This is a genomic window from Acinetobacter bereziniae LMG 1003 = CIP 70.12, from assembly GCF_000368925.1.
In the GTDB taxonomy this organism is placed as follows: domain Bacteria; phylum Pseudomonadota; class Gammaproteobacteria; order Pseudomonadales; family Moraxellaceae; genus Acinetobacter; species Acinetobacter bereziniae.
Window position 1 is genome coordinate 494,106 of the sequence record NZ_KB849756.1, and the last position, 25,090, is coordinate 519,195.

General features: G+C 37.4%; 25 protein-coding genes. 15 read left to right on the top strand and 10 right to left on the bottom strand.

Going from position 1 to position 25,090, the window contains the following annotated elements:
- Positions 1-806 precede the first annotated feature (806 nt).
- Positions 807-1,367, top strand: coding sequence for an NAD(P)/FAD-dependent oxidoreductase (locus F938_RS12450; protein ID WP_004824403.1), 561 nt, complete (start codon positions 807-809; stop codon positions 1,365-1,367).
- Between the two features lie 43 nt (positions 1,368-1,410).
- On the opposite strand, the gene F938_RS12455 is transcribed toward F938_RS12450, so the two are convergent.
- Together F938_RS12455 and ppsR are read right to left on the bottom strand one after the other, a co-directional pair.
- On the bottom strand, positions 1,411-2,163 hold the full coding sequence (locus F938_RS12455; protein WP_004824405.1) for a hypothetical protein: 753 nt from the start codon (positions 2,161-2,163) through the stop codon (positions 1,411-1,413).
- A 112-nt stretch (positions 2,164-2,275) separates the two neighbouring features.
- Complete coding sequence (gene ppsR / locus F938_RS12460; protein WP_004824407.1) at positions 2,276-3,112, bottom strand: posphoenolpyruvate synthetase regulatory kinase/phosphorylase PpsR; 837 nt, start codon at positions 3,110-3,112, stop codon at positions 2,276-2,278.
- 154 nt (positions 3,113-3,266) lie between these two features.
- Between ppsR and ppsA the strand changes: the two genes are divergently transcribed.
- From ppsA to F938_RS24325, 8 genes are all read left to right on the top strand, one after another.
- A complete protein-coding gene (gene ppsA, locus F938_RS12465) occupies positions 3,267-5,645 on the top strand; it encodes a phosphoenolpyruvate synthase (RefSeq protein ID WP_004824408.1) in 2,379 nt (792 codons plus the stop codon).
- A 338-nt stretch (positions 5,646-5,983) separates the two neighbouring features.
- Complete coding sequence (locus F938_RS12470; RefSeq protein WP_005032196.1) at positions 5,984-6,760, top strand: RDD family protein; 777 nt, start codon at positions 5,984-5,986, stop codon at positions 6,758-6,760.
- 294 nt (positions 6,761-7,054) lie between these two features.
- Positions 7,055-8,119, top strand: coding sequence for a ubiquinol oxidase subunit II (gene cyoA, locus F938_RS12475; RefSeq protein ID WP_004824413.1), 1,065 nt, complete (start codon positions 7,055-7,057; stop codon positions 8,117-8,119).
- Positions 8,120-8,122: 3 nt separating this feature from the next.
- Positions 8,123-10,114, top strand: coding sequence for a cytochrome o ubiquinol oxidase subunit I (gene cyoB / locus F938_RS12480; RefSeq protein WP_004824415.1), 1,992 nt, complete (start codon positions 8,123-8,125; stop codon positions 10,112-10,114).
- A 4-nt stretch (positions 10,115-10,118) separates the two neighbouring features.
- Positions 10,119-10,739 (top strand): cytochrome o ubiquinol oxidase subunit III, encoded by a 621-nt coding sequence (gene cyoC / locus F938_RS12485; RefSeq protein WP_004824417.1) that lies wholly within the window; start codon positions 10,119-10,121, stop codon positions 10,737-10,739.
- Entirely contained in the window at positions 10,736-11,062 is a 327-nt protein-coding gene (cyoD, locus tag F938_RS12490) for a cytochrome o ubiquinol oxidase subunit IV (protein WP_026040388.1), read from the top strand. The genes cyoC and cyoD overlap by 4 nt, the downstream gene beginning before the upstream one ends.
- Before the next feature lie 6 nt (positions 11,063-11,068).
- Complete coding sequence (cyoE, locus tag F938_RS12495; protein ID WP_004824421.1) at positions 11,069-11,947, top strand: heme o synthase; 879 nt, start codon at positions 11,069-11,071, stop codon at positions 11,945-11,947.
- A 511-nt stretch (positions 11,948-12,458) separates the two neighbouring features.
- Entirely contained in the window at positions 12,459-12,563 is a 105-nt protein-coding gene (locus F938_RS24325) for a hypothetical protein (protein ID WP_260773480.1), read from the top strand.
- 422 nt (positions 12,564-12,985) lie between these two features.
- On the opposite strand, the gene F938_RS12500 is transcribed toward F938_RS24325, so the two are convergent.
- Entirely contained in the window at positions 12,986-13,471 is a 486-nt protein-coding gene (locus F938_RS12500) for a hypothetical protein (RefSeq protein WP_005032201.1), read from the bottom strand.
- A gap of 259 nt (positions 13,472-13,730) precedes the next feature.
- Between F938_RS12500 and rpsF the strand changes: the two genes are divergently transcribed.
- From rpsF to dnaB, 4 genes are all read left to right on the top strand, one after another.
- Complete coding sequence (gene rpsF, locus F938_RS12505) at positions 13,731-14,117, top strand: 30S ribosomal protein S6 (protein ID WP_004824425.1); 387 nt, start codon at positions 13,731-13,733, stop codon at positions 14,115-14,117.
- 11 nt (positions 14,118-14,128) lie between these two features.
- The gene (rpsR, locus tag F938_RS12510; protein WP_004719336.1) at positions 14,129-14,356 is read left to right on the top strand and encodes a 30S ribosomal protein S18; all 228 of its coding nucleotides are present in this window, start codon (positions 14,129-14,131) and stop codon (positions 14,354-14,356) included.
- A 9-nt stretch (positions 14,357-14,365) separates the two neighbouring features.
- Positions 14,366-14,812: a 50S ribosomal protein L9 gene (gene rplI / locus F938_RS12515; protein ID WP_004824427.1), complete on the top strand. Its 447-nt coding sequence runs from the start codon at positions 14,366-14,368 to the stop codon at positions 14,810-14,812.
- Between the two features lie 221 nt (positions 14,813-15,033).
- On the top strand, positions 15,034-16,479 hold the full coding sequence (gene dnaB / locus F938_RS12520; protein ID WP_004824429.1) for a replicative DNA helicase: 1,446 nt from the start codon (positions 15,034-15,036) through the stop codon (positions 16,477-16,479).
- A gap of 36 nt (positions 16,480-16,515) precedes the next feature.
- Here dnaB and F938_RS12525 read toward each other — a convergent pair whose 3' ends face one another.
- The gene (locus tag F938_RS12525; RefSeq protein ID WP_004824431.1) at positions 16,516-16,938 is read right to left on the bottom strand and encodes a DUF4259 domain-containing protein; all 423 of its coding nucleotides are present in this window, start codon (positions 16,936-16,938) and stop codon (positions 16,516-16,518) included.
- A 293-nt stretch (positions 16,939-17,231) separates the two neighbouring features.
- On the opposite strand from F938_RS12525, the gene alr reads away from it, so the two are divergent.
- Positions 17,232-18,305 carry an alanine racemase gene (gene alr / locus F938_RS12530; protein WP_004824433.1) on the top strand — a complete coding sequence of 358 codons (1,074 nt, stop codon included), beginning with the start codon at positions 17,232-17,234 and terminating at the stop codon, positions 18,303-18,305.
- A 266-nt stretch (positions 18,306-18,571) separates the two neighbouring features.
- Here alr and F938_RS12535 read toward each other — a convergent pair whose 3' ends face one another.
- The 6 genes from F938_RS12535 to F938_RS12560 all read right to left on the bottom strand — a co-directional run bounded on the left by F938_RS12535 (position 18,572) and on the right by F938_RS12560 (position 23,439).
- Positions 18,572-19,012: a BLUF domain-containing protein gene (locus F938_RS12535; protein ID WP_004824435.1), complete on the bottom strand. Its 441-nt coding sequence runs from the start codon at positions 19,010-19,012 to the stop codon at positions 18,572-18,574.
- An 89-nt stretch (positions 19,013-19,101) separates the two neighbouring features.
- A complete protein-coding gene (locus F938_RS12540) occupies positions 19,102-19,521 on the bottom strand; it encodes a BLUF domain-containing protein (RefSeq protein ID WP_005032204.1) in 420 nt (139 codons plus the stop codon).
- A 90-nt stretch (positions 19,522-19,611) separates the two neighbouring features.
- Entirely contained in the window at positions 19,612-20,346 is a 735-nt protein-coding gene (locus tag F938_RS12545) for a proteasome-type protease (protein WP_004824440.1), read from the bottom strand.
- Between the two features lie 70 nt (positions 20,347-20,416).
- On the bottom strand, positions 20,417-21,196 hold the full coding sequence (locus tag F938_RS12550; protein WP_005032206.1) for a transglutaminase family protein: 780 nt from the start codon (positions 21,194-21,196) through the stop codon (positions 20,417-20,419).
- On the bottom strand, positions 21,193-21,801 hold the full coding sequence (locus F938_RS12555; protein ID WP_005032208.1) for an alpha-E domain-containing protein: 609 nt from the start codon (positions 21,799-21,801) through the stop codon (positions 21,193-21,195). The genes F938_RS12550 and F938_RS12555 overlap by 4 nt, the downstream gene beginning before the upstream one ends.
- Positions 21,802-21,837: 36 nt before the next feature.
- A complete protein-coding gene (locus tag F938_RS12560; RefSeq protein WP_005032210.1) occupies positions 21,838-23,439 on the bottom strand; it encodes a circularly permuted type 2 ATP-grasp protein in 1,602 nt (533 codons plus the stop codon).
- A gap of 302 nt (positions 23,440-23,741) precedes the next feature.
- Between F938_RS12560 and F938_RS12565 the strand changes: the two genes are divergently transcribed.
- The gene (locus F938_RS12565) at positions 23,742-24,737 is read left to right on the top strand and encodes a helix-turn-helix transcriptional regulator (RefSeq protein ID WP_004824446.1); all 996 of its coding nucleotides are present in this window, start codon (positions 23,742-23,744) and stop codon (positions 24,735-24,737) included.
- Positions 24,738-25,090 lie beyond the last annotated feature (353 nt).

A 25,090-nucleotide genomic window follows, 5' to 3' on the forward strand; every position in this document is an offset into this window, starting at 1 on the left:
TCGTCTAGCCCTATGATCAAACCGTCTAATGATTCATACAAGTACTTTGTTATTAATCATTGATATTCAATAAACTGTATATTCCTTAGAAGATTTTGATCATTTATATATTTCGCCCTTTTGAATCATAGATGGTCTTGCTATTGTAAAGCGACATAGAGGTCGCTATGTTGAACGGGTGTATATGAGCAAAAACAAAGCACTGCTTGTTTGCAGCGCAAATAATGCTATTGGATAAAAATGAGCTGGACAAAGTAAACCATCGCCTACGCAAAACGGTTTAAACTTTTAGAGCTAAAACGTGGCAGTACAAACTTTAGATCATCAAACAATCTATTGATTTTATTGATTAAGAAAAATGATATTTCACTACATGGTTTTTTCATCAGGATGACTATATGTCTCAACAATCTTTTCATATGACAAATAATTCACTGAGTTGTTATCGAGTTGATATTTTCATCACTTGATAATGAATAATTTCGCCAATCTTTTCAAAATGAGATGAAATAGAATAAATAACAATATTGACCATTCATCACGCAGAAGAATTGAATTCAACTCTGGTGTTATTGACTAAAATCTTGACGAATATGGATATTCAAGTACATCAGAAATAGTTTTTTTTAAACCTCAAAATTGCAAAATCATATTTTCGATATAGTTTGTGTGTTTTTTCATTACAGCGTTGCGTCTATAAAATATGACTGGTGAGATTTTGAAAAGACTTTACCTCTGTGATTAAGTTGGTTATATCAATAAATGTCGCGATTCTCAGCGACCTATAAATAAAAAAAGGAATAAATATGCTCACCAGGAACAAGAGCCAAAACGAAGGTTTTTTTCAAAACCAATCCGAGTTTTTTAAGCCATATACAGGTAAAATCATTGCGTCCACAGACATGAAACTGCATGACTTTTCTGGTTTAAAAGTTGCAATTATTGGGGTTGATCAATTTACTGTAACGCAACTTGATCAGCTATTAAAGCAAGCTGAACTGGTCAAAGTTTTTCAGATTTCGCCTGCTTTTGTATTACCACAAACAGAACGTGGCATACACAAACTCATTTCGCATCCATTAATTATTAAAAATCGTCGTTTGTTTAATCATCGAATTAAAGCAATGTTGGCTATTCGATATTTAGATGCTCAAGTCCAAGACCAGTGGTTAAAACGCCAGCTTACGCCTAATCTGGCAATGAAAAATAAAGTCTTTTTGAAATCCGATAATTATTATTCAGCCTTGCAACATCCTCGATGCAAGCATATTGCTTGGCCAATTGTTAAAATTACATCCAATTCAATACACGGTATGGATGGAACAGAGTATGTCGTTGATGTTGTTATTAGTACCTATACATCATAGATTTGAATAAAATTTAATTGAAGGAGGCATGTATTGCCTCCTTTTATTTTGTCTGTCCGATATAGCGATAACTATTGGCAGTCTTTTGATAGCGCAAGTAGTTGTTCGTCAGTTTTCCAGCGTTATTGATCAGCATAATATCGATATTCTTTAAATCTTTAGAAATACGGATAAAATCTTCCAATGGACGTTCCCAGTCCTGACAATCGTTTGCAACGTCTATTGAGTCCAAATTTTTCGTTTTCGTTTCAAAAATTTGAACTGGGGCGAATTTATCTTGGTTCAATATGAATGAATTTATACGATAAGTTCTTGAGCATGTACTCCCAACAAAAACACTGGTGATTAAATATACATCTCGATTTTTTATTTTAACTTGCTCAATTTTATTGATAAATCCAACTGTTGTTAAATCTTGAGTGATTGGACCTTTTTTGCCTTTCAATTGAATCAAATTCGTGGAGTCTCGCATCGTACCGCCAGCAGAAATATCCATTGTATAAGATTTAATTTTGCGATCTGGGCTGTAATGAATTTTCAACATATTCTTTTCGGTTAGTTTAGGAAAAGAATAAGTGAAACTTGCAGGATCCTTTTTTATTTTTGTTTCAATCGCATTAGAAATATTTTCATTGTATTGATCACATTCATTTCGCGACGAACAACTATTTTGATAATATTTCTGAATCAACGTTGTTTCGAAATCCTTTAAGGATTCGGCATGCAACTGCGTTAGTATCATGCCCTGCGCACAAAAAAACATCGAAAATGAACTTATTTTTAATATCTTTTTCATATAACAACTCAACATTATCATAATCATCTATACATATTTTATAAGAGCAAAATGTGCATTCTGCTCTTAGCAGTCATTCCATCATATTCGCAAGATCAAAGCTAAGGACAATTTATCCAATTCTGCGTTTTAAGCCTGTCATTTGTAGGACTCGTGTTGAGATTTCTTCAATCGACATTTCAGAAACATTGAGATATTTGATTCCTTCAGAAATATAAATACCCTCTACAGCGCGAAGTTCCATCTGGCATTGTGAAAAACTTGCATAGCGACTATTGGCTTTGCGTTCTGAACGAATTGCAACCAAACGCTCAGCATCAATCATTAAACCAAATAGTTTATGTTTATGTTCTTTGAGTACAGCAGGTAAACGGTTATCGTCCAAGTCTTCTTCAGTGAGCGGATAGTTAGCAACACGAATTCCAAATTGTAATGACAAATAAATAGATGTCGGTGTTTTACCTGAACGAGAAACCCCAATCAAAATCAAATCCGCTTTATCATAGTGTCGCGTACGCGCGCCATCGTCATTGTCTAAAGCAAAATGTACAGCATCAATACGTGCTTTATAAGACTCAGAATCTGTTACAGCATGGGTTTGTCCGACTAAAGTTGTAGGCTGAGTTCCTAAAACATCAGACAACTTACTAATAAGCCCTTCAAAAACATCAAGATTCACTGCATTTGCAGTATTAATAATGTCACGCACATAAGGGTCAACCAAAGTATCGAATACCAATGGTTGCTGACCATCTTTATCAGCTCTTCGATTGATTTCTTCGACCACATTCATCGCCGCTTCTTCAGATGTAATGTAGGGAATGATATGAATATCAAACTTTACATGAGGAAATTGCGCTAATAATGAATGTCCAAGGGTTTCAGCTGTGATCGCCGTACCATCAGAAATAAAAAATACGCTCCGCTTTATTTGGTTACTTTCTGACATTAAAAATCTCCTCAAACATTTGTCTTAGCGATGTATAATCTTTATAGTAAGCCCATCTTACATGACTATCACTTAGTTGAATCAAAATGCTAAGTTTTTTGTTATAATTTCATGCCAAGATAGTGATTAATACTGCATAAGTGGAGTAACAACTTTGGAAGCACGCGTAATCGGTCTGGAAAAATTAGGTAAACACGACGTTGAGATCGTGGGTGGTAAAAACTCTTCACTTGGGGAAATGATCAGTCATTTAGCAAATGCTGGCGTATCTGTACCAGGTGGATTTGCAACGACTGCTGATGCATATCGCGAATTCCTAGAGCAAAGTGGCTTAAATGCTAAAATCAATGCAGAACTTGCAGCATTAAATGTTGATGATGTCATTGCACTTGCTGAAACTGGCGCAAAAATCCGCCAATGGATTGTAGAAACTCCACTTACTACAGGTCTAGAGGCTGAAGTTCGCGAAGCATTTGCTGCACTTTCTAATGGCAATCCTGACATTGCAGTTGCTGTTCGTTCTTCTGCGACTGCTGAAGATTTACCTGATGCTTCATTTGCTGGTCAACAAGAAACTTTCTTGAACATTCGTGGTATCGATAATGTTTTGATCGCAATTAAAGAAGTTTTTGCTTCTCTTTATAATGACCGTGCGATTGCTTACCGTGTACACCAAAACTTTGCACATGATATCGTTGCCCTTTCTGCTGGCGTTCAACGTATGGTTCGCTCTGAAACTGGCGCTGCGGGTGTAATGTTTACACTCGATACAGAATCTGGTTTCCGTGAAGCAGTATTCATTACCGCTTCTTATGGTTTAGGTGAAATGGTTGTTCAAGGTGCAGTCAATCCTGACGAATTCTATATTTCAAAGCCACTTCTCAAAAATGGCAAACATGCTGTTATCCGTCGTAACCTTGGCTCTAAACACCAAAAAATGATTTATGGCGAAGAAGGTGCTGCAGGTAAATCTGTCGTTGTGGTTGATGTTGAAAAAGCAGATCGCCAACAATTTGCTCTTAATGATTTAGAGCTTCAAGAGCTTGCTAAACAAGCATTGATTATTGAAGAACATTATCAAGCGCCTATGGACATTGAATGGGCAAAAGATGGTGATGATGGTCAAATCTATATCGTTCAAGCACGTCCTGAAACAGTAAAAAGCCGTGAAAATGTTGGCACAATGGAACGTTACCTTCTTAAACAAAAAGGTACGGTTCTTTGTGAAGGTCGTTCAATCGGTCAACGTATCGGTTCTGGTAAAGTCCGTATCGTGACATCGATTAAAGAAATGGACAAAGTACAAGAAGGCGACGTACTCGTTTCAGACATGACTGACCCAGACTGGGAACCAGTAATGAAACGTGCAGCAGCAATCGTGACTAACCGTGGTGGTCGTACTTGTCACGCAGCCATTATTGCTCGTGAATTAGGTGTTCCTGCAATTGTTGGTTGTGGTAATGCCACAGAAGTGCTTGTCGATGGACAGGAAGTGACTGTCTCTTGTGCTGAGGGTGATACTGGCTTTATTTATGAAGGTTCGTTAGATTTTGAAATCCAACGTAATTCTATTGAATCTATGCCTAAACTTCCGTTCAAAATTATGATGAACGTTGGTAACCCTGACCGCGCATTTGACTTCGCTCAAATTCCAAACGAAGGTATTGGTCTTGCACGTTTAGAGTTCATTATCAACCGTATGATTGGTGTACACCCTAAAGCATTACTCAACATTGACAGCCTGCCACGCGAAACTCGTGCTGCTGTTATGGCACGTACTGCAGGTTATGCATCTCCAATCGAATTCTATGTTGAAAAATTGGTTGAAGGTATTTCTACGCTTGCAGCTGCATTTGCAGATAAACCAGTGATTGTTCGTATGTCTGACTTTAAGTCAAATGAATATGCGAACTTAATCGGTGGTAAGCTCTATGAGCCTGAAGAAGAAAACCCAATGCTTGGTTTCCGTGGTGCAAGCCGTTATGTCTCTGACAACTTCCGTGACTGTTTTGAACTTGAATGCCGCGCATTGAAAAAAGCACGTGATGAAATGGGCTTAACCAACATTCAAATCATGATTCCTTTCGTACGTACTGTATCTGAAGCGAAGCGTGTTATTGAGTTATTGGCTCAAAACGGTCTGAAACGTGGTGAGAATGGTCTTAAAGTCATCATGATGTGCGAATTGCCAACCAATGCATTATTGGCTGAACAATTCCTTGAACATTTCGACGGTTTCTCAATCGGTTCAAATGACTTAACACAATTAACTCTTGGTTTAGACCGTGACTCTGGTATTGTCTCTCACCTATTTGATGAGCGTGATGCTGCGGTTAAAGCCCTCCTCTCTATGGCGATTCATGCATGCCGTAAAGCTGGGAAATATGTCGGTATTTGTGGTCAAGGTCCTTCTGACCATCCAGATCTTGCAAAATGGTTAATGGAACAAGGTATTGAGTCTGTGTCTTTAAATCCTGACTCAGTGTTAGATACTTGGTTCTTCCTTGCAGAAGAAAAAACCAAACAAGCTTAATTTGTATGCTCTAAAAAAGACCCTCCTGTAGGGTCTTTTTTATTTTTGAAATAATATTTATAACTTCAATTCATTTGAACTCAACTGCTGAATACGCAGTTATGTATTAAAATTTCCATCGCTAAGTTTTAAAGTTAAACACATTTTCACGATATTAATTCCTTATAAAAGCAACATGATATTGCTTCATATTTTAAGATTTCGTGTAAATTTAATATTAATATGTGCAAAAATCGAGTATACATAGTGGATTACAATGTAGATGAATATTGATGATAACGCTATCGTTGATCATCTACGCTTTTTGTATTTTAGATTTATTTTGAGAATTGAGTTTTATGCAAATTTACTTGGCGAGAAATAACCAACAAGCTGGACCCTATTCCATAGAACAACTGAATCAAATGCTTGCGAGTCAGCAAGTCTTATTAACTGATTTAGCTTGGCATCAAGGAATGACTGAATGGAAAGCACTTGGTGAACTTACACAAGGTAAACTTGTCTATGAACCTGTTGGTTATATTACACCGACAACTTTTACCCCTGAACATCCCACTCAACAAAACCAAGCAATTACCAACATAAAAGTTGAAAGATCCACTAAAAAAGCAATTAAAGCTGCACCTGTTGGTAAACGTATTTCAGCAAAACTCGTCGATTTTGCAGTATTGTTTTTACCGCAAATTCTTGCTATTGCTTATTTTATGCCTGAAAGTGCAGTCAACATTGCTGAAGGTGGATTTTCTAGAGAAAGCCAAATGCAGATCGCTGAAATAATCAGTAAAAGCATACCAAACTATGTCAATATTGGTTTAATGGTATTCGTATTGGCAATCTTGATTATTCAATGTTTTATGATTACCAAGTCGGGGCAGTCGATTGGTAAAAAAATATTCAAACTTCAAATCGTTGATGTGAATACCAATCAACTACCGGGCTCATTCAGAGGCTTTTTTGTACGTTCGTTTTTATTTCTGATTCTCTCTCAGTTGATGAGCATTGTTCCGCTTATTGCAATTGTATTTATTGTTGATTTATTTATGTTTTTTTCAAAAAACAACTATGCACTCCATGATCGCCTGGCAAAAACCAAAGTGATTGATCTTGCAGAATAAATGAAATGGCGGTGACCCCGCCATTTTTGATACTAAATCACGAAAAAATAATAATTTATGTTTTTGTTTTTTTTATAATTCCGACTAAAAATATCAGGTATTTTTACATTAATATATTCATGCCCTATCTATAGCTAAGTTTGCCGATATGAGGCATAATGCCCTACAACGTAGCGGTGTCAGATCATTGAGAATGTTTTCTATTTGTAAACAATAGTCATTTTCAATCATGCGACACTTTAATCGCTATCCCATATTTATATAGGGAATGGGACTCTTCACCGAGGTTGTAAAATGAGACAAACGACTTTAGCTGTATTGTCTTTATCTGCGATGGCTGCACTCTTAACTGGGTGTGGTGGTGATTTAGTACTTCTAAACTCGAAAGGTCCAGTTGCTGAAGGTCAAAGTAGCCTGATGATGACTGCGATCTATTTAATGCTTTTGGTCGTAATTCCTTCGATCTTAATGGCATTGTGGTTTGGTTGGAAATATCGCGCGTCGAATAAAGATGCAGACTATAAACCTACATGGGCACACTCAACTGCAATTGAAATTGTAGTATGGGGTATCCCGTGTATTATTATTGCTATTCTTGCGTATTTAACATGGTGGGGTTCACATAAGTATGACCCTTACAGACCATTAACAAATACTCAAGGTCAGATGGAAGAACATTTAAAAATTCAAGCTGTCGCTGAACAATTTAAATGGGTATTTATCTATCCTGAACAACAGATAGCTACAATTAACGAAGTTCGTTTCCCAGTCAATAAACCAATTGAATTTCAAATCACTTCTAACTTTACGATGAACTCTTTCTTCATTCCTAAGTTAGCAGGTCAGGTTTATGCAATGGCAGGTATGCAAACTAAGTTACATATGCTTGCAGAACATCCAAGTCCAGCAGAAGGCTACCGTGGATTCTCAGCGAACTATAGCGGCTATGGCTTTACGCAAATGCGTTTCCGTGCGCACGCTGTTTCTGATGCTGATTTCAACGCATGGGTAGACGCAATCAAAGCAGGTAAAGGAACTTCAATTAATCCTGAAGCAATCCAAAAAACCACGCTTGATGCGACTGAATTTGCTACGCTCAAAGATGGTGACCGTTCTAAACACCAAATTGAAGCAATGCTGAACAATGCGCATACGCCAGAAGAAATTAAAGCTGCACACGAAGCTGAACGTAAAGGTCCATTCCCTACTAAGCCTCATCCTGTGACTTATTATTCTTCAGTTACGCCTGACTTGTTCAAGAGCATTATCAACACTTACATGAGCAACTATCATGGTGCAGACCATGCAGGTGCTGAACATGCAGGTGCTGAACATGCAACTGCTTCTGTAGGGGAATAAGACATGTCTTTGTTATTAGGTAAACTCAATTGGGACGCGATCCCTAAAGAGCCTATTGTACTTGTGACAATGGTCGTTATGGCCCTTGGCGCAATTGCAGTTTTAGGCGGTATCACCTATTTCAAAAAATGGGGATATCTCTGGAATGTATGGTTTAAATCAGTAGACCATAAAAAAATCGGTATCATGTATATCCTTGTATCTGTAGTGATGCTACTTCGTGGCTTCGCTGATGCAATCATGATGCGTCTTCAACTGTTCCTTGCAAAAGGTGGTGGTGAAGGTTATTTACATCCAGACCACTACGATCAGATCTTCACCGCACACGGTGTAATTATGATCTTCTTCGTAGCCATGGGTCTTGTTGTAGGTATGATGAACATTACTGTACCACTTCAAATTGGTGCACGTGACGTTGCATTCCCATTATTGAACTCTGTAAGTTTCTGGTTATTTGCTGGTGCTGCTGGTTTGATGATGGTTTCACTTGTATTAGGTGAATTTGCTGCGACTGGTTGGATGGCTTACCCTCCACTTTCAGGCATTCAATATTCTCCTGGTGTTGGTGTTGACTACTATATCTGGGCACTTCAGGTTTCGGGTCTAGGTACGCTTCTGACAGGTGTTAACTTCTTTGTTACCATCATTAAAATGCGTGCGCCTGGTATGAAACTTATGGACATGCCGATCTTTACTTGGACTGCACTTTGTACAGCCGTTTTGATCATCGCATCGTTCCCAGTATTAACAGCAACTATTGCAATGTTAACACTTGACCGTTACTTCGATTTCCACTTCTTCACCAACGAGCTTGGCGGTAGCCCAATGCTTTACGTGAACTTGATTTGGACTTGGGGTCACCCAGAAGTTTATATCTTGGTATTGCCTGCTTTTGGTCTTTACTCAGAAATCGTTTCAACGTTCTCTCGTAAAACGTTATTCGGTTACAAATCTATGGTGTATGCAACAATTGCAATTACTGTACTGGCATTTGTCGTATGGTTACACCACTTCTTTACCATGGGTGCTGGTGCCAACGTTAACGCGTTCTTCGGTATCATGACCATGATTATTGCGATTCCTACTGGTGTGAAAATCTTCTCTTGGTTATTCACCATGTATAAGGGTCGTATTACATTTACATCACCAATGTACTGGACACTTGGTTTCCTTGTGACTTTCGGTATCGGTGGTTTAACTGGTGTATTAATGGCTGTTCCACCAGCTGACTTCTTAGTACACAACTCATTATTCTTGATTGCTCACTTCCATAACGTAATTATTGGTGGTGTTGTATTCGGTATGTTCGCAGGTATCACTTTCTACTGGCCAAAAATGTTTGGTTGGAAGTTAAATGAGACTTGGGGTAAAGCATCTTTCTGGTTCTGGTTCTTTGGTTTCTATTTTGCATTCATGCCACTTTATATCCTTGGTTTCATGGGTATGACTCGTCGTCTGAATACATATGACAACCCTGAATGGGATCCGTACCTAGCTATTGCTTTATTCGGTGCTGTACTTGTCGCTATCGGTATTGCTTGTTTCTTAATGCAAGTCATCGTAGGTTTCTTACAACGTCATGACAACATGGACCACACTGGCGATCCATGGGATGGTCGTGTACTTGAATGGTCTACTTCTTCCCCTGCTCCGTTCTATAACTTTGCTGAAATTCCAAAAATCAATGGTATTGATACTTTCTGGAATGACAAAGAGAATGGTGTTGCATATGCGCGTCCTGAGAAATATGAAGATATTCATATGCCAACCGACCGTGCTGCAGGCTTTGTTATTGCGTTGTTCATTACATCAATGGGCTTTGCTTTAATCTGGCATATCTGGTGGTTAGTCGTTGTAACTTTCCTTGGTGCTGTTATTAGCTTCATCGTAAGTTCATTCACGAAGAAAGTGGATTACTATGTACCTGCTGCTGAAGTAGAACGTATCGAAAATGAGCGTTATGCTTTACTTGAAAAACACTTGAAGAAGGACTAAGGATATGGCTGAAGTACTTCATCACGACAACCATGGACACGATGAGCATCATCATCACGATGATACTGACATCACAGTCTTTGGTTTCTGGACATACTTGATGAGTGACTTGATTTTATTCGGTACACTCTTCATCGCGTTCGCTGTATTAAGCAGTCATATTCCGCCTGGTACTCCAAGTCCAAAAGAGTTATTTGGTGAGTCTTTAGGTTTCGTACTTGTAGAAACTTTCGCTCTCTTGATTTCTTCTGTGACTTTTGGTTTCGCGGTTCTTGCTTCATACAAGAAAAATGTCAACCAAGTGCTAATGTGGTTAATTATCACTTGGCTCTTTGGTGCAACATTCATCGGCATGGAACTTTATGAATTTCATCATTTAGTTCTTGAGGGTCATGGTCCTAGCCACAGTGCGTTTTTATCTGCGTTCTTTACTCTAGTTGGTACGCATGGTATCCACGTAACTTCTGGTTTAGTCTGGATGATCGTGTTAATGGTTCAAATCAAGAAATATGGTTTGACATTACCAAACACGCGTCGTCTTGCTTGCCTAAGCTTGTTCTGGCACTTCCTTGACATCGTTTGGATCTGTGTATTCAGCGTAGTTTATTTACTGGGAGCTTTATAATGAGTCATGATCATAATGCTGCTGGTGCGTCGCACGGAAACATCAAACAATACTCTATCGGCTTCATCCTTTCTGTCGTTTTGACCATCATCCCATTTGGGATGGTGATGAAAGGCATGACTGGTGGTGCTGTTGTTGCAACAATTGCGATCACTGCTGTTGCTCAGGTTCTTGTACAGTTGATTTTCTTCTTGCACATGAATTCATCTTCTGAACAACGCTGGAACGTCATTGCATTCATCTATACGATTCTGACGATTGCCGTTCTCTTAATTGGTTCTGTATGGATCATGAACTACTTACATTCAAACATGATGCTCTAGGGTGTCATGTTGAAAAAATATCTATTCCTGACTAAGCCAGGAATTCTCTTTGGTAACTTCGTTACCACTTTGGGCGGCTTTTTCTTAGCCGCTCAAGGTTCAGTAGATTTCCTTTTACTTCTCATCACACTCATCGGTACAACACTTGTTGTTGCTTCTGGCTGTGTTGTGAATAACGTCATTGACCAAGACATTGACCAAAAAATGCAACGCACAATGAATCGTGCGCTTGTCAAAAAGACCATCAGTCCAACAGTTGCTTTAATATTTTCTGCTGTACTGGGTTTAATTGGCTTTGCTTTGTTGTGGTTTTTTGTCAACGCCTACGCATTTGGCTTCGCTGTACTCGGCTTTGTTGTGTATGTGATTTTTTATAGTCTTTGGAGTAAACGTACCACCATTCATCAAACTGTGATTGGAAGTATTTCTGGCGCAAGCCCTCCTGTGATTGGTTATACTGCTGTTTCCAATGAATTTGATATTGCCGCTTTGCTGATTTTTTTAGCATATGCACTTTGGCAAATGCCACATTCTTGGGGAATTGCAATCTATCGTTTCGATGACTATAAAAATGCAGATATTCCTATTTTGCCTGTAGCACGTTCGATTTTTCGAACCAAAGTTGAAAGTTTAATTTATGTTGTACTTTTTGCTGCGGTTTTAAATGGGTTATATTGTTTTGGCTATACCAACATTTTCTTTTTAATCACCTTTAATGCTTTGTGTGCCTATTGGCTCTATTTGTCTATTATTGGCTTTAAAGCAGAGAATGATCAGGTTTGGGCAAGAAAATATTTTTTGTATTCAGTAATTCTAATTACAGCGCTCAGTTTTAGCTTTAGTTTTAGTTACGTCTCCCCTGCACCACATTTGCCACTGTTTTAAAAAAGATAGAGTTTACTCTATCTTTTTTTTTGATCTTTTAATTTTCCATAAATGCATTCTCAAAATAATTGAAATCTTATTTACGTTTGAAAATATTCATCCTGTAAAAATTTATATCGAGCAAAATTTTTAATTTTTTTGACATTGCAATTATATTTAATTGAATACTATCCAACCTGATTTCGACGCACCAACTCTTTGACTTATTGAAAAAATAAATTGCTTCGCAGTCTTGCTGGGTTTTACTCAATTTCAGGATCAGCCTAAAGTTCGCGCTACTTTTCTTTCGTTAAAAGATGAATAGACAAATCTTAGCCGATAAATTTGGAATTACAGCACATCACCAATCACCAATCACCAATCACCAATCACCAATCACCAATCACCAATCACCAATCACCAATCTTTTCAATAGAATTTGGACGATTTTCAGCAAAATGGTCAAAAGCAATGTGTCTAGAATTGGTTAAAATTTTTTAGAGAAAATCAGTTGGCTGTTAAACAAGTTGCAATGCAATGTGGCTTGAATCATCAACAGGTTTTAAGGCAATTATTTATGAGGAATTTAGATATGAGTCCTGTTGAATATAAAAAACTCTATCAATATCGATTTTAAATACAATGATTTGATTGTAACTTAAAAAAATAACAATTTGATCAAATCTCCATCTTCTAAAAAATGCTTGTGTGCTAACACTGTTGTGTATTTACTCGACTTGGTGATTTAATTATTCAATATTACTTTTCAGCCTAAAAAGGCAACATGTAAAAACAAAGAAACAGCAATGCAGTTCCAACACATAGCTTACTAAAAATTAGTGACTATAATTTAAAAAGCGACATACTTATTTCAAAGCAACAATGAACATTTTTTCCAAAAGCATATATAAAAACATCTACATTCCATCCTAAGAACTTGTTTTTAATTGGATTTTATTCAACTTCAATTCTAACGACTATTTAACATGTTCAATATTCAAGCAACACCCTAATTAACCGATCCTTTGATCAGTTTAATGGCTGATTTAAAAAGTTAAATTAACTTCCAAAAAATACAGAATCATGCTCAAACCGAGCAAACAAATCATCCATTTTTTCAGCATATTTGAGATCTAATTGATGCCATAATTTTTGGGGCAGTGGGATAAATTCTAATGTGTCTGAACCATCAGAAGCTTTACAGAAACGGATTTCATACTCTGGATGTAAAATTTCATTGAGTGCTCGTAAAGTTGTATCACGATCAGCACCCTCACCTTGATAAGGAATCAGTAATGTTTTTTCACCCAACTGAATCGTAATGGTAAAACCTCGTTTGTTATTGGCAGCTTCAAATTTTGCAGACAGTTGTCCAGTTTCTAGAATTTTTTCACAATATGTGATGATTGCATCATCCTCCTCACCCCAATCCACCACCATGACAATGTCATAACGACCATCAAATACCTCAAAGTAAAACTCTTGTGTTGGATTTTCAATATAAGATTCAATGGTTTCAAGTTTCTCAATACGGTAGTTTGTCATTGTTGCTATCCTTTTTTATTCAGTTTTAATCTAAATAGTGACAATACAAAATTCAATTCACCCTCTGTAAAAATTTAGTGGCTTTTCCAATAAATAATTGAATATTAAATTGTGTTTGCTCATAAACTTTCCTATAATAGGCGCTCGCAATTTTTGCGGCATAATCTATTGCTTTTAACTCTTGTTTAAAGGCATTACAGATTGTGACTCCTTGCTTCATTCTTTTGAATGGGGCTGTATAAACCGTAAGGAGCTGACAATGCGTCACTACGAAATCGTAATTCTGGTACACCCAGACCAAAGCGATCAAGTTGTGGGAATGGTAGAACGCTACATTTCTCACATCAAAGATGCTGAAGGTCAAATTCACCGTCTTGAAGATTGGGGCCGTCGCCAATTGGCTTACCCAATTAACAAAATTCATAAAGCGCACTACATTTTGATGAACATCGAATGTAACCAAACTACGCTTAATGAATTAGAAGAATTGTTCCGTTATAACGATGCAATCCTTCGTAACGTGATTATCCGTCGTGAACACGCAATCACTGAAGAATCATTACTTGCTAAGAGTGCTGAAGAAAAACGTGCGCGTAAAGCTCAACGTGAAGAAGCACAACAAGCTCAAGATTCTGTTGAAGCATAAGGAGAACATCAATGGCACGTTTTTACCGTCGTCGCAAGTTCTGCCGCTTTACAGCTGAGAACGTTACGTACATCGACTACAAAGATATCGACACTTTAAAACAGTACATCACTGAAAATGGCAAGATTGTTCCTAGCCGTATTACAGGTACTAAAGCTCGTTACCAACGTCAATTGGCGCTTGCTATTAAACAAGCTCGCTATTTAGCGTTGATTCCTTACACTGACAATCATAAGTGAGGTTGAGCCGTGGATATTATCTTATTACAACGCATTAAAAACCTTGGTAAATTAGGCGATAAAGTATCAGTTAAAGCTGGTTACGGTCGTAACTATTTGATCCCTCAAGGTAAAGCAGTTGCTGCGACTGAAGCAAACACTGCTGCTTTTGAAGCTCGTCGTGCTGAACTTGAGAAAGCTGAAGCTGAAGTTTTAGCTGCTGCTCAAGCACGTGCTGATCAATTGAACGAAGTAAATATCGTTATCACTGCGAAAGCTGGTGATGAAGGTAAACTATTTGGTTCAATCGGTACTCGTGACATCGCTGACGCGTTAACAAATGCTGGTCTTGTTGTAGACCGTGCAGAAGTTCGTTTACCGAACGGTGCGCTTCGTCACACTGGTGAATTCAACATCGCAATCCAATTGCATCATGATGTTGTTGCTGAAGTTCTCGTTACTATCGTATCTGAGTAATTTTCAAGCAAAAAAAAGAGCATACTTTTGTATGCTCTTTTTTTATCTCTAAGCTTTTAGTTTCAAACTTTACAGTTGTTTTTTTTCACTTCATTAAGTCTCTACTTATCGGTATTACTGTTAGATACTTTCTCAATTTTACATTAAGATAAGTAAGTACTGAAGTGTCTCCATACATTATTTTAAATAATGTTTTCGCAAGATTTAAAACAAGGTCTTCTATGTCTCAGGCAACCGCCACTGCTCAACAAAACTCTTTCAATGCTGATGCAAAAAATAAAGACAATGCACAGTTAAAAGAGTTTCGTACGCCACCCCACAATTTGGCAATTGAACAAGCTGTACTTGCTGCGTTAATGACTGTCGCTGAATCTTTTGAACAAGTGAGCGATACTTTAAGTGAAAATGATTTTTACGCAACGCGTCATAAATATATCTTTCGTGCAATCGAAAAACTTGCTCAAGAAAGCTCACCTTATGATGCGGTATTGGTCAATGACTGGCTGATAAAGCAAAATTTACTCGATGCAATTGGTGGTGAAGAGTATTTAATGCAATTGATGGCAGACTCCCCTTCAAGTTTCTATAATTTAGAAACTTATGCTGGAAAAATCAAAGAGTTTGCGACTTTGAGAAATATGATTAAAGTCGGCAATGAAATTTTGCAGAATGCCTATGACACCAAAGGTCGTGATGTCAGTGAGATTTTAGATCTTGCTGAAACCAATATTTTCTCTATTGCAGAGCAACACAATAATAATGCGAAGGCACAAGGTCCTAAAGCAATTACTTCCGTGGTTGCTGACGTTTTTGATAAATTAAATGAATTATCTCAGCTAGATGGCAATATCACTGGCTTAACTACAGGTTTTATGGAATTGGACAATAAAACCTCAGGTATGCAAGCAGGTGATATGATTATTGTTGCGGCACGTCCGTCCATGGGTAAAACGACCTTCGCAATGAATTTAGTCGAAAGCGTTTTATTCAACTGTGACCTACCCGCACTGGTTTTCTCTATGGAAATGCCAGCAGACTCTATTGCAATGCGTTTAATCTCTGCCTACGGTAAAGTTCATCAAGGACACTTACGTTCAGGAAAACTGGATGGTGATGAATGGTCTAAAGTGACTGGCACGATTTTACAACTTCAAGAAAAGCATCTTTATATCGACGACTCCTCTGCACTTCCTCCAACAGAGGTACGTGCACGCGCACGGCGTATTGCCAAACAACATGGTGGTAAATTGGGGTGTATCATGATCGATTATCTCCAATTAATGAAAGTCCCTGGTATGGGTGACAACCGTGTGGGTGAGATCGGTGAAATTTCACGAAGCTTAAAAGCGCTTGCAAAAGAAATGATGTGTCCTGTTATTGCACTGTCTCAGCTTAACCGTTCTTTAGAGAATCGACCAAATAAACGTCCTGTTATGTCAGACTTACGTGAATCTGGTGCGATTGAGCAGGATGCCGATTTAATTATGTTTATTTACCGTGATGAAGTTTATAACAAAGAATCAAAAGAAGCTGGCACTGCCGAAATTATCATTGGTAAACAACGTAATGGACCTATTGGTACAGTACGTCTAGCCTTTGAAGGTCAATACACCCGATTCAGTAATTTATCTCCTGAGTACTATGCTCAATACGAAGACGAAGAATAAGCTTTATCGCCAATAAATAATGAAGAGACTTTGGACTCAGATCTTAGATTTTAAAGTCTCTTTCAATTCATCAATATTTCTGATCCAGTCTTCATAATCATCTGAATCTTGCCATAGCTCATCCAATTCAGAGCTTTCAGAAGTCAACAAGTTTAATGCAAGTAGGGCTTTTGGAATCAATGCATAATTTTGCTTATTTCTATTCTGCTCTAGCCATTTTTCTACAGGTTCAGGGTAATATTCGTTGTCAGCAATACTCGCTGTAAAAGATTTTGCCAACACCTCTGCTGCCGCATGCGCAATACATCCCAAATCAGCGTCAATAAACTCTTCTGTGGTCATATCAATGATTTGATCAAATGCATCCTCAATCACGTCATAACCGTTATGTTCTTCGAATTCATATGCCCAATCACTGGCTGTATCATTGCCAAAAGGTTCATGAGACCATGTTCCCATACACGTATACCTTAATCATGAAATTGAATATAAAATGTACGATTTTGTAAAAAAAATAAAGATCAATATTTTTACAAATTATGTTTAAGCAAAAATACAAGAATTTTATCGATACAAAATCAATAACTCATTAAAAACACAAATGTTCGTGTCCATTTAGCCTTGATCGGACTACAATAATCTTGGTTCTTGATCATGATCTTTTTAAGACAATATAGAACCATCATTACATTTCTAACCGCATAATTTCATCAATTTTATGCTGTATTTGCCATTCCCAAGGAGTAACGAGGGTGCGCCAAGCAACAGTTTATATTGACAGCGAAGCGCTGCAATATAATTTAAACCGTGTCAAACAACTTGCCCCAACCGCAAAAATTGTCAGTATGGTAAAAGCCAATGCATATGGTCATGGCGTCAAGGATTGCTTAGCCGCCTTAAGTTCAACTGATGCTTTCGGTGTCGCCTGCCTTGAAGAAGCTTTGGAAATTCGTGAATTAGGTTATCAACAACCGATTACCCTGATTGAAGGTATTTTCAATGCAGATGAAATGCCAATTGTTCTAGACAGTAACTTTGAGCTAATGATTCACCATCAACAGCAGCTTGATTGGTTAAGCGCCTACAAAGACCAATATATCCAAAAAGGACTGAAAGTTTGGGTCAAACTCAACAGTGGCATGAATCGCTTAGGCTTTAAAGTAGCTGAAATTATTGAAGTGATCCATTCATTACAAGCTGAAGGTTTTACTTGTGTACTTGCTATGCACTTCGCAAACGCTGATGTCGATCATCACCCCTTAAATGAATTGCAAAAGCAACAATTTTTGCAAGTTAAAGAAGCATGTTCACCTATTTTGGCGTCGTGCTGTAACTCAGCCGCTATTTTTAAATGGCCTGAACTAAATTTTGATTTTGTGCGACCAGGAATCATGCTCTATGGTGCTTCACCATTTGCAGACCAATCTGCACATGATCTCGATATTCGTCCTGTAATGACATTTACCGCTGAAATTATTGCTTTAAATCATATTCAAGCAGGTGAATCTGTCGGTTACGGTTCAACTTTCGTTTCAGAGCAAGAGATGGATATCGCAATCGTTTCTATTGGTTATGGAGATGGTTATCCTCGTGCATACCTCACGCAGAATTATGTTTCTATTCACGGGCAAGCAACCCGTGTTATTGGTCGTGTTGCAATGGATATGATTGCCATTGATGTCACTGGATTGAATGCACCAATCGGGACATTCGTAGAACTCTGGGGTAAAAACCGTTTAGTTGATGAAGTTGCGACAGCAAATGGTACGATTGGCTATGAATTATTATGTCGTATGACAGGTCGTCCAAAACGTAAAAAGATTTAAATCTTTTTATGCCAAATTGTACCCATCGTTCAGAATAAAAGCCATGTATATGATAGAGATACACTTAATATCTCTATCATTTTTAGAAAAAATACTCTCGGAAGTATAGGCAAAAAAGTCAGATAAGATTCACTCGATATCGGCGATTGTCTGTTTAACTGTTAAAACAACAGCCAGGATTGAATGTTTAATTTTATCATCTTAAAAAACTCATACTCAAAGCACAGCCCACAAAAGTACTTTTTAAATAGCATTAAAAAATGGCTTTAAACAAAATCATCCACAATATCTTCAAATTGTTCGATCTCATAAAGTAATTTGAGTAAATTAGGTATATCTTGCTTATCTAAATTTAATGGCTGAAAACGCAGAAAACCTTTGTGCTCAAAAAACTGCTGAATTTTACTGTTTCGCCTGACATACTTCATCGACCACTGAGAAAAATGCCCTCTTTCTACCTGTAAAGCTCTAAATAGCTTTATCTGATGATGTCTAGGATCTTTATATAATTTCTCCAACAGACGTAAAATTACCGACTGTTCGCCTTCAAGGCATTGAAAAAAATGCTCATCGGCAAAATAAAGTACGCCTCGAACTTGATGCAGTACATTAAAGTCTCTCGCTTCACCAAGAATTTCTCTTAGATCATTCAGTAATTGATGATGAGGTGATGTTGTTTTACTTGCACAGCATAATTGAAAAGTCATGTAATTCTTCTATTTTTATCTTTATATTGTTATAAACAATTATCATTTAATGTACAAGCCTTAACTTTTTATTATTTAGATATTTAATTCTATTTTGATACTGTTCTAACAGACACTATTTGCATAAGTTCGTCGATTTGTTGATCAGTTAAACTCATGGGTTTAAAATGATTTAAGCCACATTTTTTACAGAAGATGCTGACCACTCCATTACGATCGACATACTTCATTTGCCAAGCTTCAAAGTGAAACTCTTCAATATTGTTAAGGAAACAAAAACGATAATTCTGATCTTGATGATTTAAAATATGTTGATAAATTAAATCTATTGATTCCGCTTCACCCTCAAAACAATGTAAGAAGTGTTCATTTGCATAAAATGAAACACCATGTATATGCTGTTCAATAAAAAAAGTGGCTGCACGATGCATCGCATTCCTAAATTCAGCCATTAAACGCAAATCTTTTAAATTTATGCTTGATACATAACAAAGTTGAACTAATTCCATGTTCTTTACATTTAAAAAATTAGAGTACTTATTAAAATAATGGATGGAGATTAAATTTTAATTAATGCACGTTCCCATCTATTGAGAAGTTTACTCAAAATAGTCCACAGTAGGTTTTGGCAAATCCTGTAATCCTTTTTTTAAGGTTTCCGACCATTGCTTACTGATATGCTGAAAATATGGATCATCTTCAACAATACGCTTCCCTTTAGGAATTTTTAAGCTGTCTTTATCATAGATCATGGCATCTAATGGCATACCGACTGAAACATTCGAACGTAGTGTGGAGTCAAATGAAATCAAACTACAGCGTAAAGCTTCATCCAAAGGCATATCATAACTCAATGCCCGATCTAAAATCGGCTTACCATACTTACTTTCTCCAATCTGGAAATACGGCGTATCACTGGTCGCAGAAATAAAGTTCCCTTGTGGATAGATATTATAAAGCTGCATTTCTTCACCGCTGATTTGTCCACCCACCAACAAACTACAGTAATAATTACTTTGCTCTTGAGTATCTTCAGTCACATCAGCAATCACTTTTCGTAAAGTCTGACCAATTAAGCCAGCAACTTCAAACATGGTGTTGACGCTATATAGATTGGGTTCTTGTTTTAGAGCTAAATGATTTTCCAAATGCCCAATCACTGCTTGAGTCGTCGCCAGATTACCCGAAGTTTGTATACAGATAAAACGTTCGCCTTCGATCCCGAAAGTATAGAGCTTTCGATATACCGAAATGTGATCGACTCCAGCGTTGGTTCGAGTATCACTAATAAATACTAAACCTTGTTTGAGTCTTAAAGCACAGCAATACGTCATGGAGCTACCTATACAACTAAAATTAGAAATTAATCATTTTGCAATACAAGACACTATTGATCATTCTGCATCAGCATGCAAGTACCTGAACGATAGAATACATTGATTCTGCACCCCCTTTTTCACGTATACCTCGAACTGGAGCAACATCCCAATAATCTCGACCAACAGCGACATAGACATGTGATTGTGGGCTAAAAAGCTGATTGCTGACATCAATCATATGCCATTGCCCTTCCAAGTAGACTTCTGTCCAAGCATGGCTTGCCAAATGTGACTGATTATTAACATACAAATACCCTGAGACATAGCGTGCAGGAATACCCAAAGCTTTTGCCATTGCAATCAATACATGACTATGGTCCTGACAAACCCCTTGTTGTGCAGAAAAGGATGCTATAGCCGTATGCGTAACCGTTGTGCTTGCGGTGATATATGGCATGTACTGTAGCAATGCTTCGGCTAATTTTTGAAAATTAGCCCAGCTTTTTTGCGGTAAATAGTATTCTGCAAATGCAATCATTTCATCATTACACAGCGTTGCAGTTGTAGGTTGTAAAAATACGGCGGGAGCAAGTGTATCCTGTAAACCAAGTTGATTGTCTGTATTAATTTCAACAATCCCTTGCGCCATAATCAACATTTGTTGATAAGGTTCTGTTTGCGAGCTGGTCAACCAAATATTATTGAAAGCATCTTTTTTATATTGTTTTTCTCCAGGAATACTAATTTGCCACCCCGTCACTTGTTGATGTAAATTCGATTGCGGGGTCATTTTTATATATTGAATGCTGTTTTTTGCCCAGTCAGAATATTGATAATGGGTTTGATGATTAATCATGAGTTTCATAAGCGATCCAATTCAAATAAAGAATCAATATGATCACTAAAATGATAATAATTCATTCTATTAGGCTGTTTTTTTAGCTCCTCCCACACTTCTGGCAAGCTACACATCCCATGCTGATTCAAACTACTAATCACCGCATTTAATTGCGTCAATGTTAGCGATTTATCTTGGCTTAGCCGTAACTGACGGTCGAACTGTTCCATTTTTTGCCCAAGACTAAAGAATAAGAACAATAACTCATCATCTTCTGCTTCAAGAACATCATTACACTCCTCACAGACATCACAGATAAAACTGGCATTTTCTTCGGCTTGGTGTAAAAGCTGATTCAACTCAGCAAATGATTTCGCAGAAATAACCCCACGCAAGTCATGAATATTATTTTTGGCACATAAAAACTGTTGGTGAAATGATGCAGGCTGCTCAGTGTCCAAAATGAGTTCATTCAAGGAGCTGGCATCGAATGCCGGTAAACAAAATGCATTTGCATAATCTAATGCCAATTCATTGGTTTTAAAAGGGAACTGGCTACATAAATATTGTATGCGAGTCAAATAACGCCCTAACCAAAATATATTTTGTGCATTTGTACTGAGTAAAATCATCTTTTCTCTCCTTTGGTTGGGATTGCTAAGGACTGATTAAATTGAATATTCATCAATCACCCATGTATCCTTAATTCCACCACCTTGTGATGAGTTAACCACCAATGAACCTTGTTGCATTGCAACTCGGGTCAAACCACCAGGAACGATTTCTATACGTTCAGGTGAGGTTAAAATGAATGGTCGTAAATCAATATGACGTTCAGCAATTCCTTGTGAGGTTAAAGTTGGCGCTACTGATAAATCTAATGTCGGTTGCGCAATATATGCTGAAGGTGAAGCCATTAATTTAATTCTAAATAAATCAATTTCTTGTTCAGTTGCTTTAGGACCTATCAGCATCCCATAACCACCAGAACCTTGAGCTTCTTTTACGACCAATTGATCGAGATTTGCCAACACATAATCCAATGCATCAGCGTCACGACATTGATAAGTGGGTACATTTGATAAAATTGGCTTTTCATTCAGATAATAAGCAATCATTTGATCCACATAAGGATAAATTGACTTATCATCAGCAACCCCTGTACCTGGTGCATTTGCAATGACCACATTTCCACTCAAATAAGCTGACATCAGCCCTGCAACACCTAAAGTACTGTCAGGTCTAAAACATAAAGGGTCTAAAAAACCATCATCTAAACGTCTATAAATTACATCAACCTGTTGACGTCCTCGGATGGTTTTCACATAAACCTTGTCGTTTTCAACAAAAAGGTCACGAGATGTCACCAAGGGTACACCCATCTCTCTTGCTAAAAATGAATGCTCATAATATGCACTATTGTAACGACCCGGCGTCAGCACCACGATTGTGGGTGTAGTGACTCTTGAATTTTCAACGAGAATTTCACGCAAAAGCTGTGGATATTGCTCGATACTTGCAACTTGCTGATTGCATAATTCAGGCATCAATTTTTGACTCATCTTACGGCTTTCAATCATGTAAGACACACCAGAAGGAGTACGTAAGTTATCTTCTAAGACAAAGAACTCCCCGTGTCGATCACGGACAATGTCGATACCACTGATTTGACTATAAATATTTCCATTTAAACTGTGATTCATCATGATCGGTTGATACGCTTCATGTGAAAGCACTGGTAATTCAGGAATAAAACCTTCTCTTAAAATATTTTGCTCATGATAAATATCAGCAAGAAATAGATTTAAAGCTTTGATACGTTGTGTACATCCTGCCTCGATTTTGTTCCATTGTTGTTTGGCAATCACTCGGGGAATCAAATCAAAAGGAATGGTGCGATCAATCCCAGATTTTTCTCCATATACAGCAAAGGTAATTCCTTGATATAAAAAATGCGCTTTAGCTGTTTCATTTAGTTTTTCAAGCTCATAAATACTATGTTGAGATAACCAATGCTCAACTTTTTCCGCAGTTTCAGGTGAAAGAACATGATCATCAGTCATTTCATTAAAGAAAATAGAATCGAGTTGTTTAAGTAAATGCACTGCTGGTTGCTGCATCTCAATATTTAAATGAACAGCTACCTGAATATTTTTTATCTCTTTTAATTCACCTGTATTCGACTGAGTCTGCTCTTCAATCATTGACACAGCAAAACGTTCTGCATAATTTTCATTACTTGAATTTGTATCCATCGTTTCTTTTAGCATACAAACCTCTTCTTATGTTCTCTGGTGGCAGGATGAATCAAGCAATATCAATGCCAACAATCATTGAGTCTTAAAATGTTTTCAGCATCAGGTTTGAAATCTTTTAACCAGCTTTTATTAATTCATTGTTTATTGTTTAGCTCAATGTGAGTTTTGATCGAACTTGTTTCAAAATTTTTTAGTGTGTGTTTTCAAGGTCTAACAAACTAATTTAAGGATAGAACTTGCAGAAAGTTTTTTATTTTTCTATTGTGTAGCAGATTTATTTCCCTTAAACCTTCACGATTTCAACGATATTTGACATGTCTGCACAAGAAAAAGAAACCTCCAACAGCCTCTATCGCCAATGGCAAATTTTGTCCCGACTTTCTACGGGTAAATGGATGGGCACACGTGAGTTACAAGAAGTCTTAGAACGTGAAGGAATTGAGATCAGTTTGCGTACTATTCAACGTGATCTCAATCAAATTGCGCAACGCTTTCCCATCGAAAGCAATAAGACTGTGCCTCAAGGTTGGCGTTGGCGCTCAGATGCACCAATTCAAAGCTTGCCTCATATGACCAGCTCTCAGGCAGTCACATTTATGATGGTTGAGGAACATTTAAAGCACCTGTTACCACCAAGTTTGATTGATGAAATGAATCCTTGGTTTGATCTAGCTCGTCGCAGTTTGTCAACTCAAAATAATGTTCGACAATGGATTAATCGAGTTCGTATTGTTCCTGCTAGTCAGCCTGTAATCCCTCCTTTGGTTGAGAGACAGGCGCAACAGGCAATCTATGAAGGATTACTCCAAGACAAGCAAATTGAATGTATTTACCGTTCACGTGGTCATCAAGGTGAGGAAAAAACTTATATTCTCAATCCTTTAGGCTTGGTACAAAAAGGTGCGATCATTTATTTGATTTGTACCAGACATGATAAAACCGAAGTCCAAACTTTTGCTTTACATCGTTTTAAATCAGCAACAGTCTTAGACTTGCGAGCATTACATCCTGTTAAATTTGATATTGATGAGTATATTGATTCAGGTGCACTTGGTTTTAGAGTTGATTTTTCTCAACCGACCAAGAATGTTGAATTAAAACTGGTGATGCACGAAGATGATGCGCAGTACTTTACAGAAAGTCAGCTTAGCAAAGAGCAAAAAGTTGAACAATTAAATGAACAACTGTATCAAGTGAGTGCAGTAGTTCCCTTTACCTCACAATTGGTATGGTGGCTGAGAAGCTTCGGTAAAAAGATTGTTCGAATCGAACCTGTAGAAGTTTTTAATGCAGTTCATGAAATTGAATAATCAATATTAACTAGCATAGATACAAGTTCTACATACAAGCCCCAATAAAAAAGAGCCTCTCGGCTCTGATATCTTATTGTTTTTGTTTTTTTTAAATTTTATTATTTTTGCGCTGATTAAAACTCATGTCACATTTTTACATGTCCACAAGACATGAGTTTTCATTGGAGTAAGTTGAACATCACATCAGACAGCACGCAAGTTCAGCATTGTTGTAACGGATTGATTTCATCGTCATAGTAACCACCTCTCGTTTGAATGTAGATTGACTATAACCACGATTTTTCAAACTGAAAAATAATTAAAACTGCTTTGTTTTTCACCAATTCTGTTTAAGCGTTATTTGTATAACC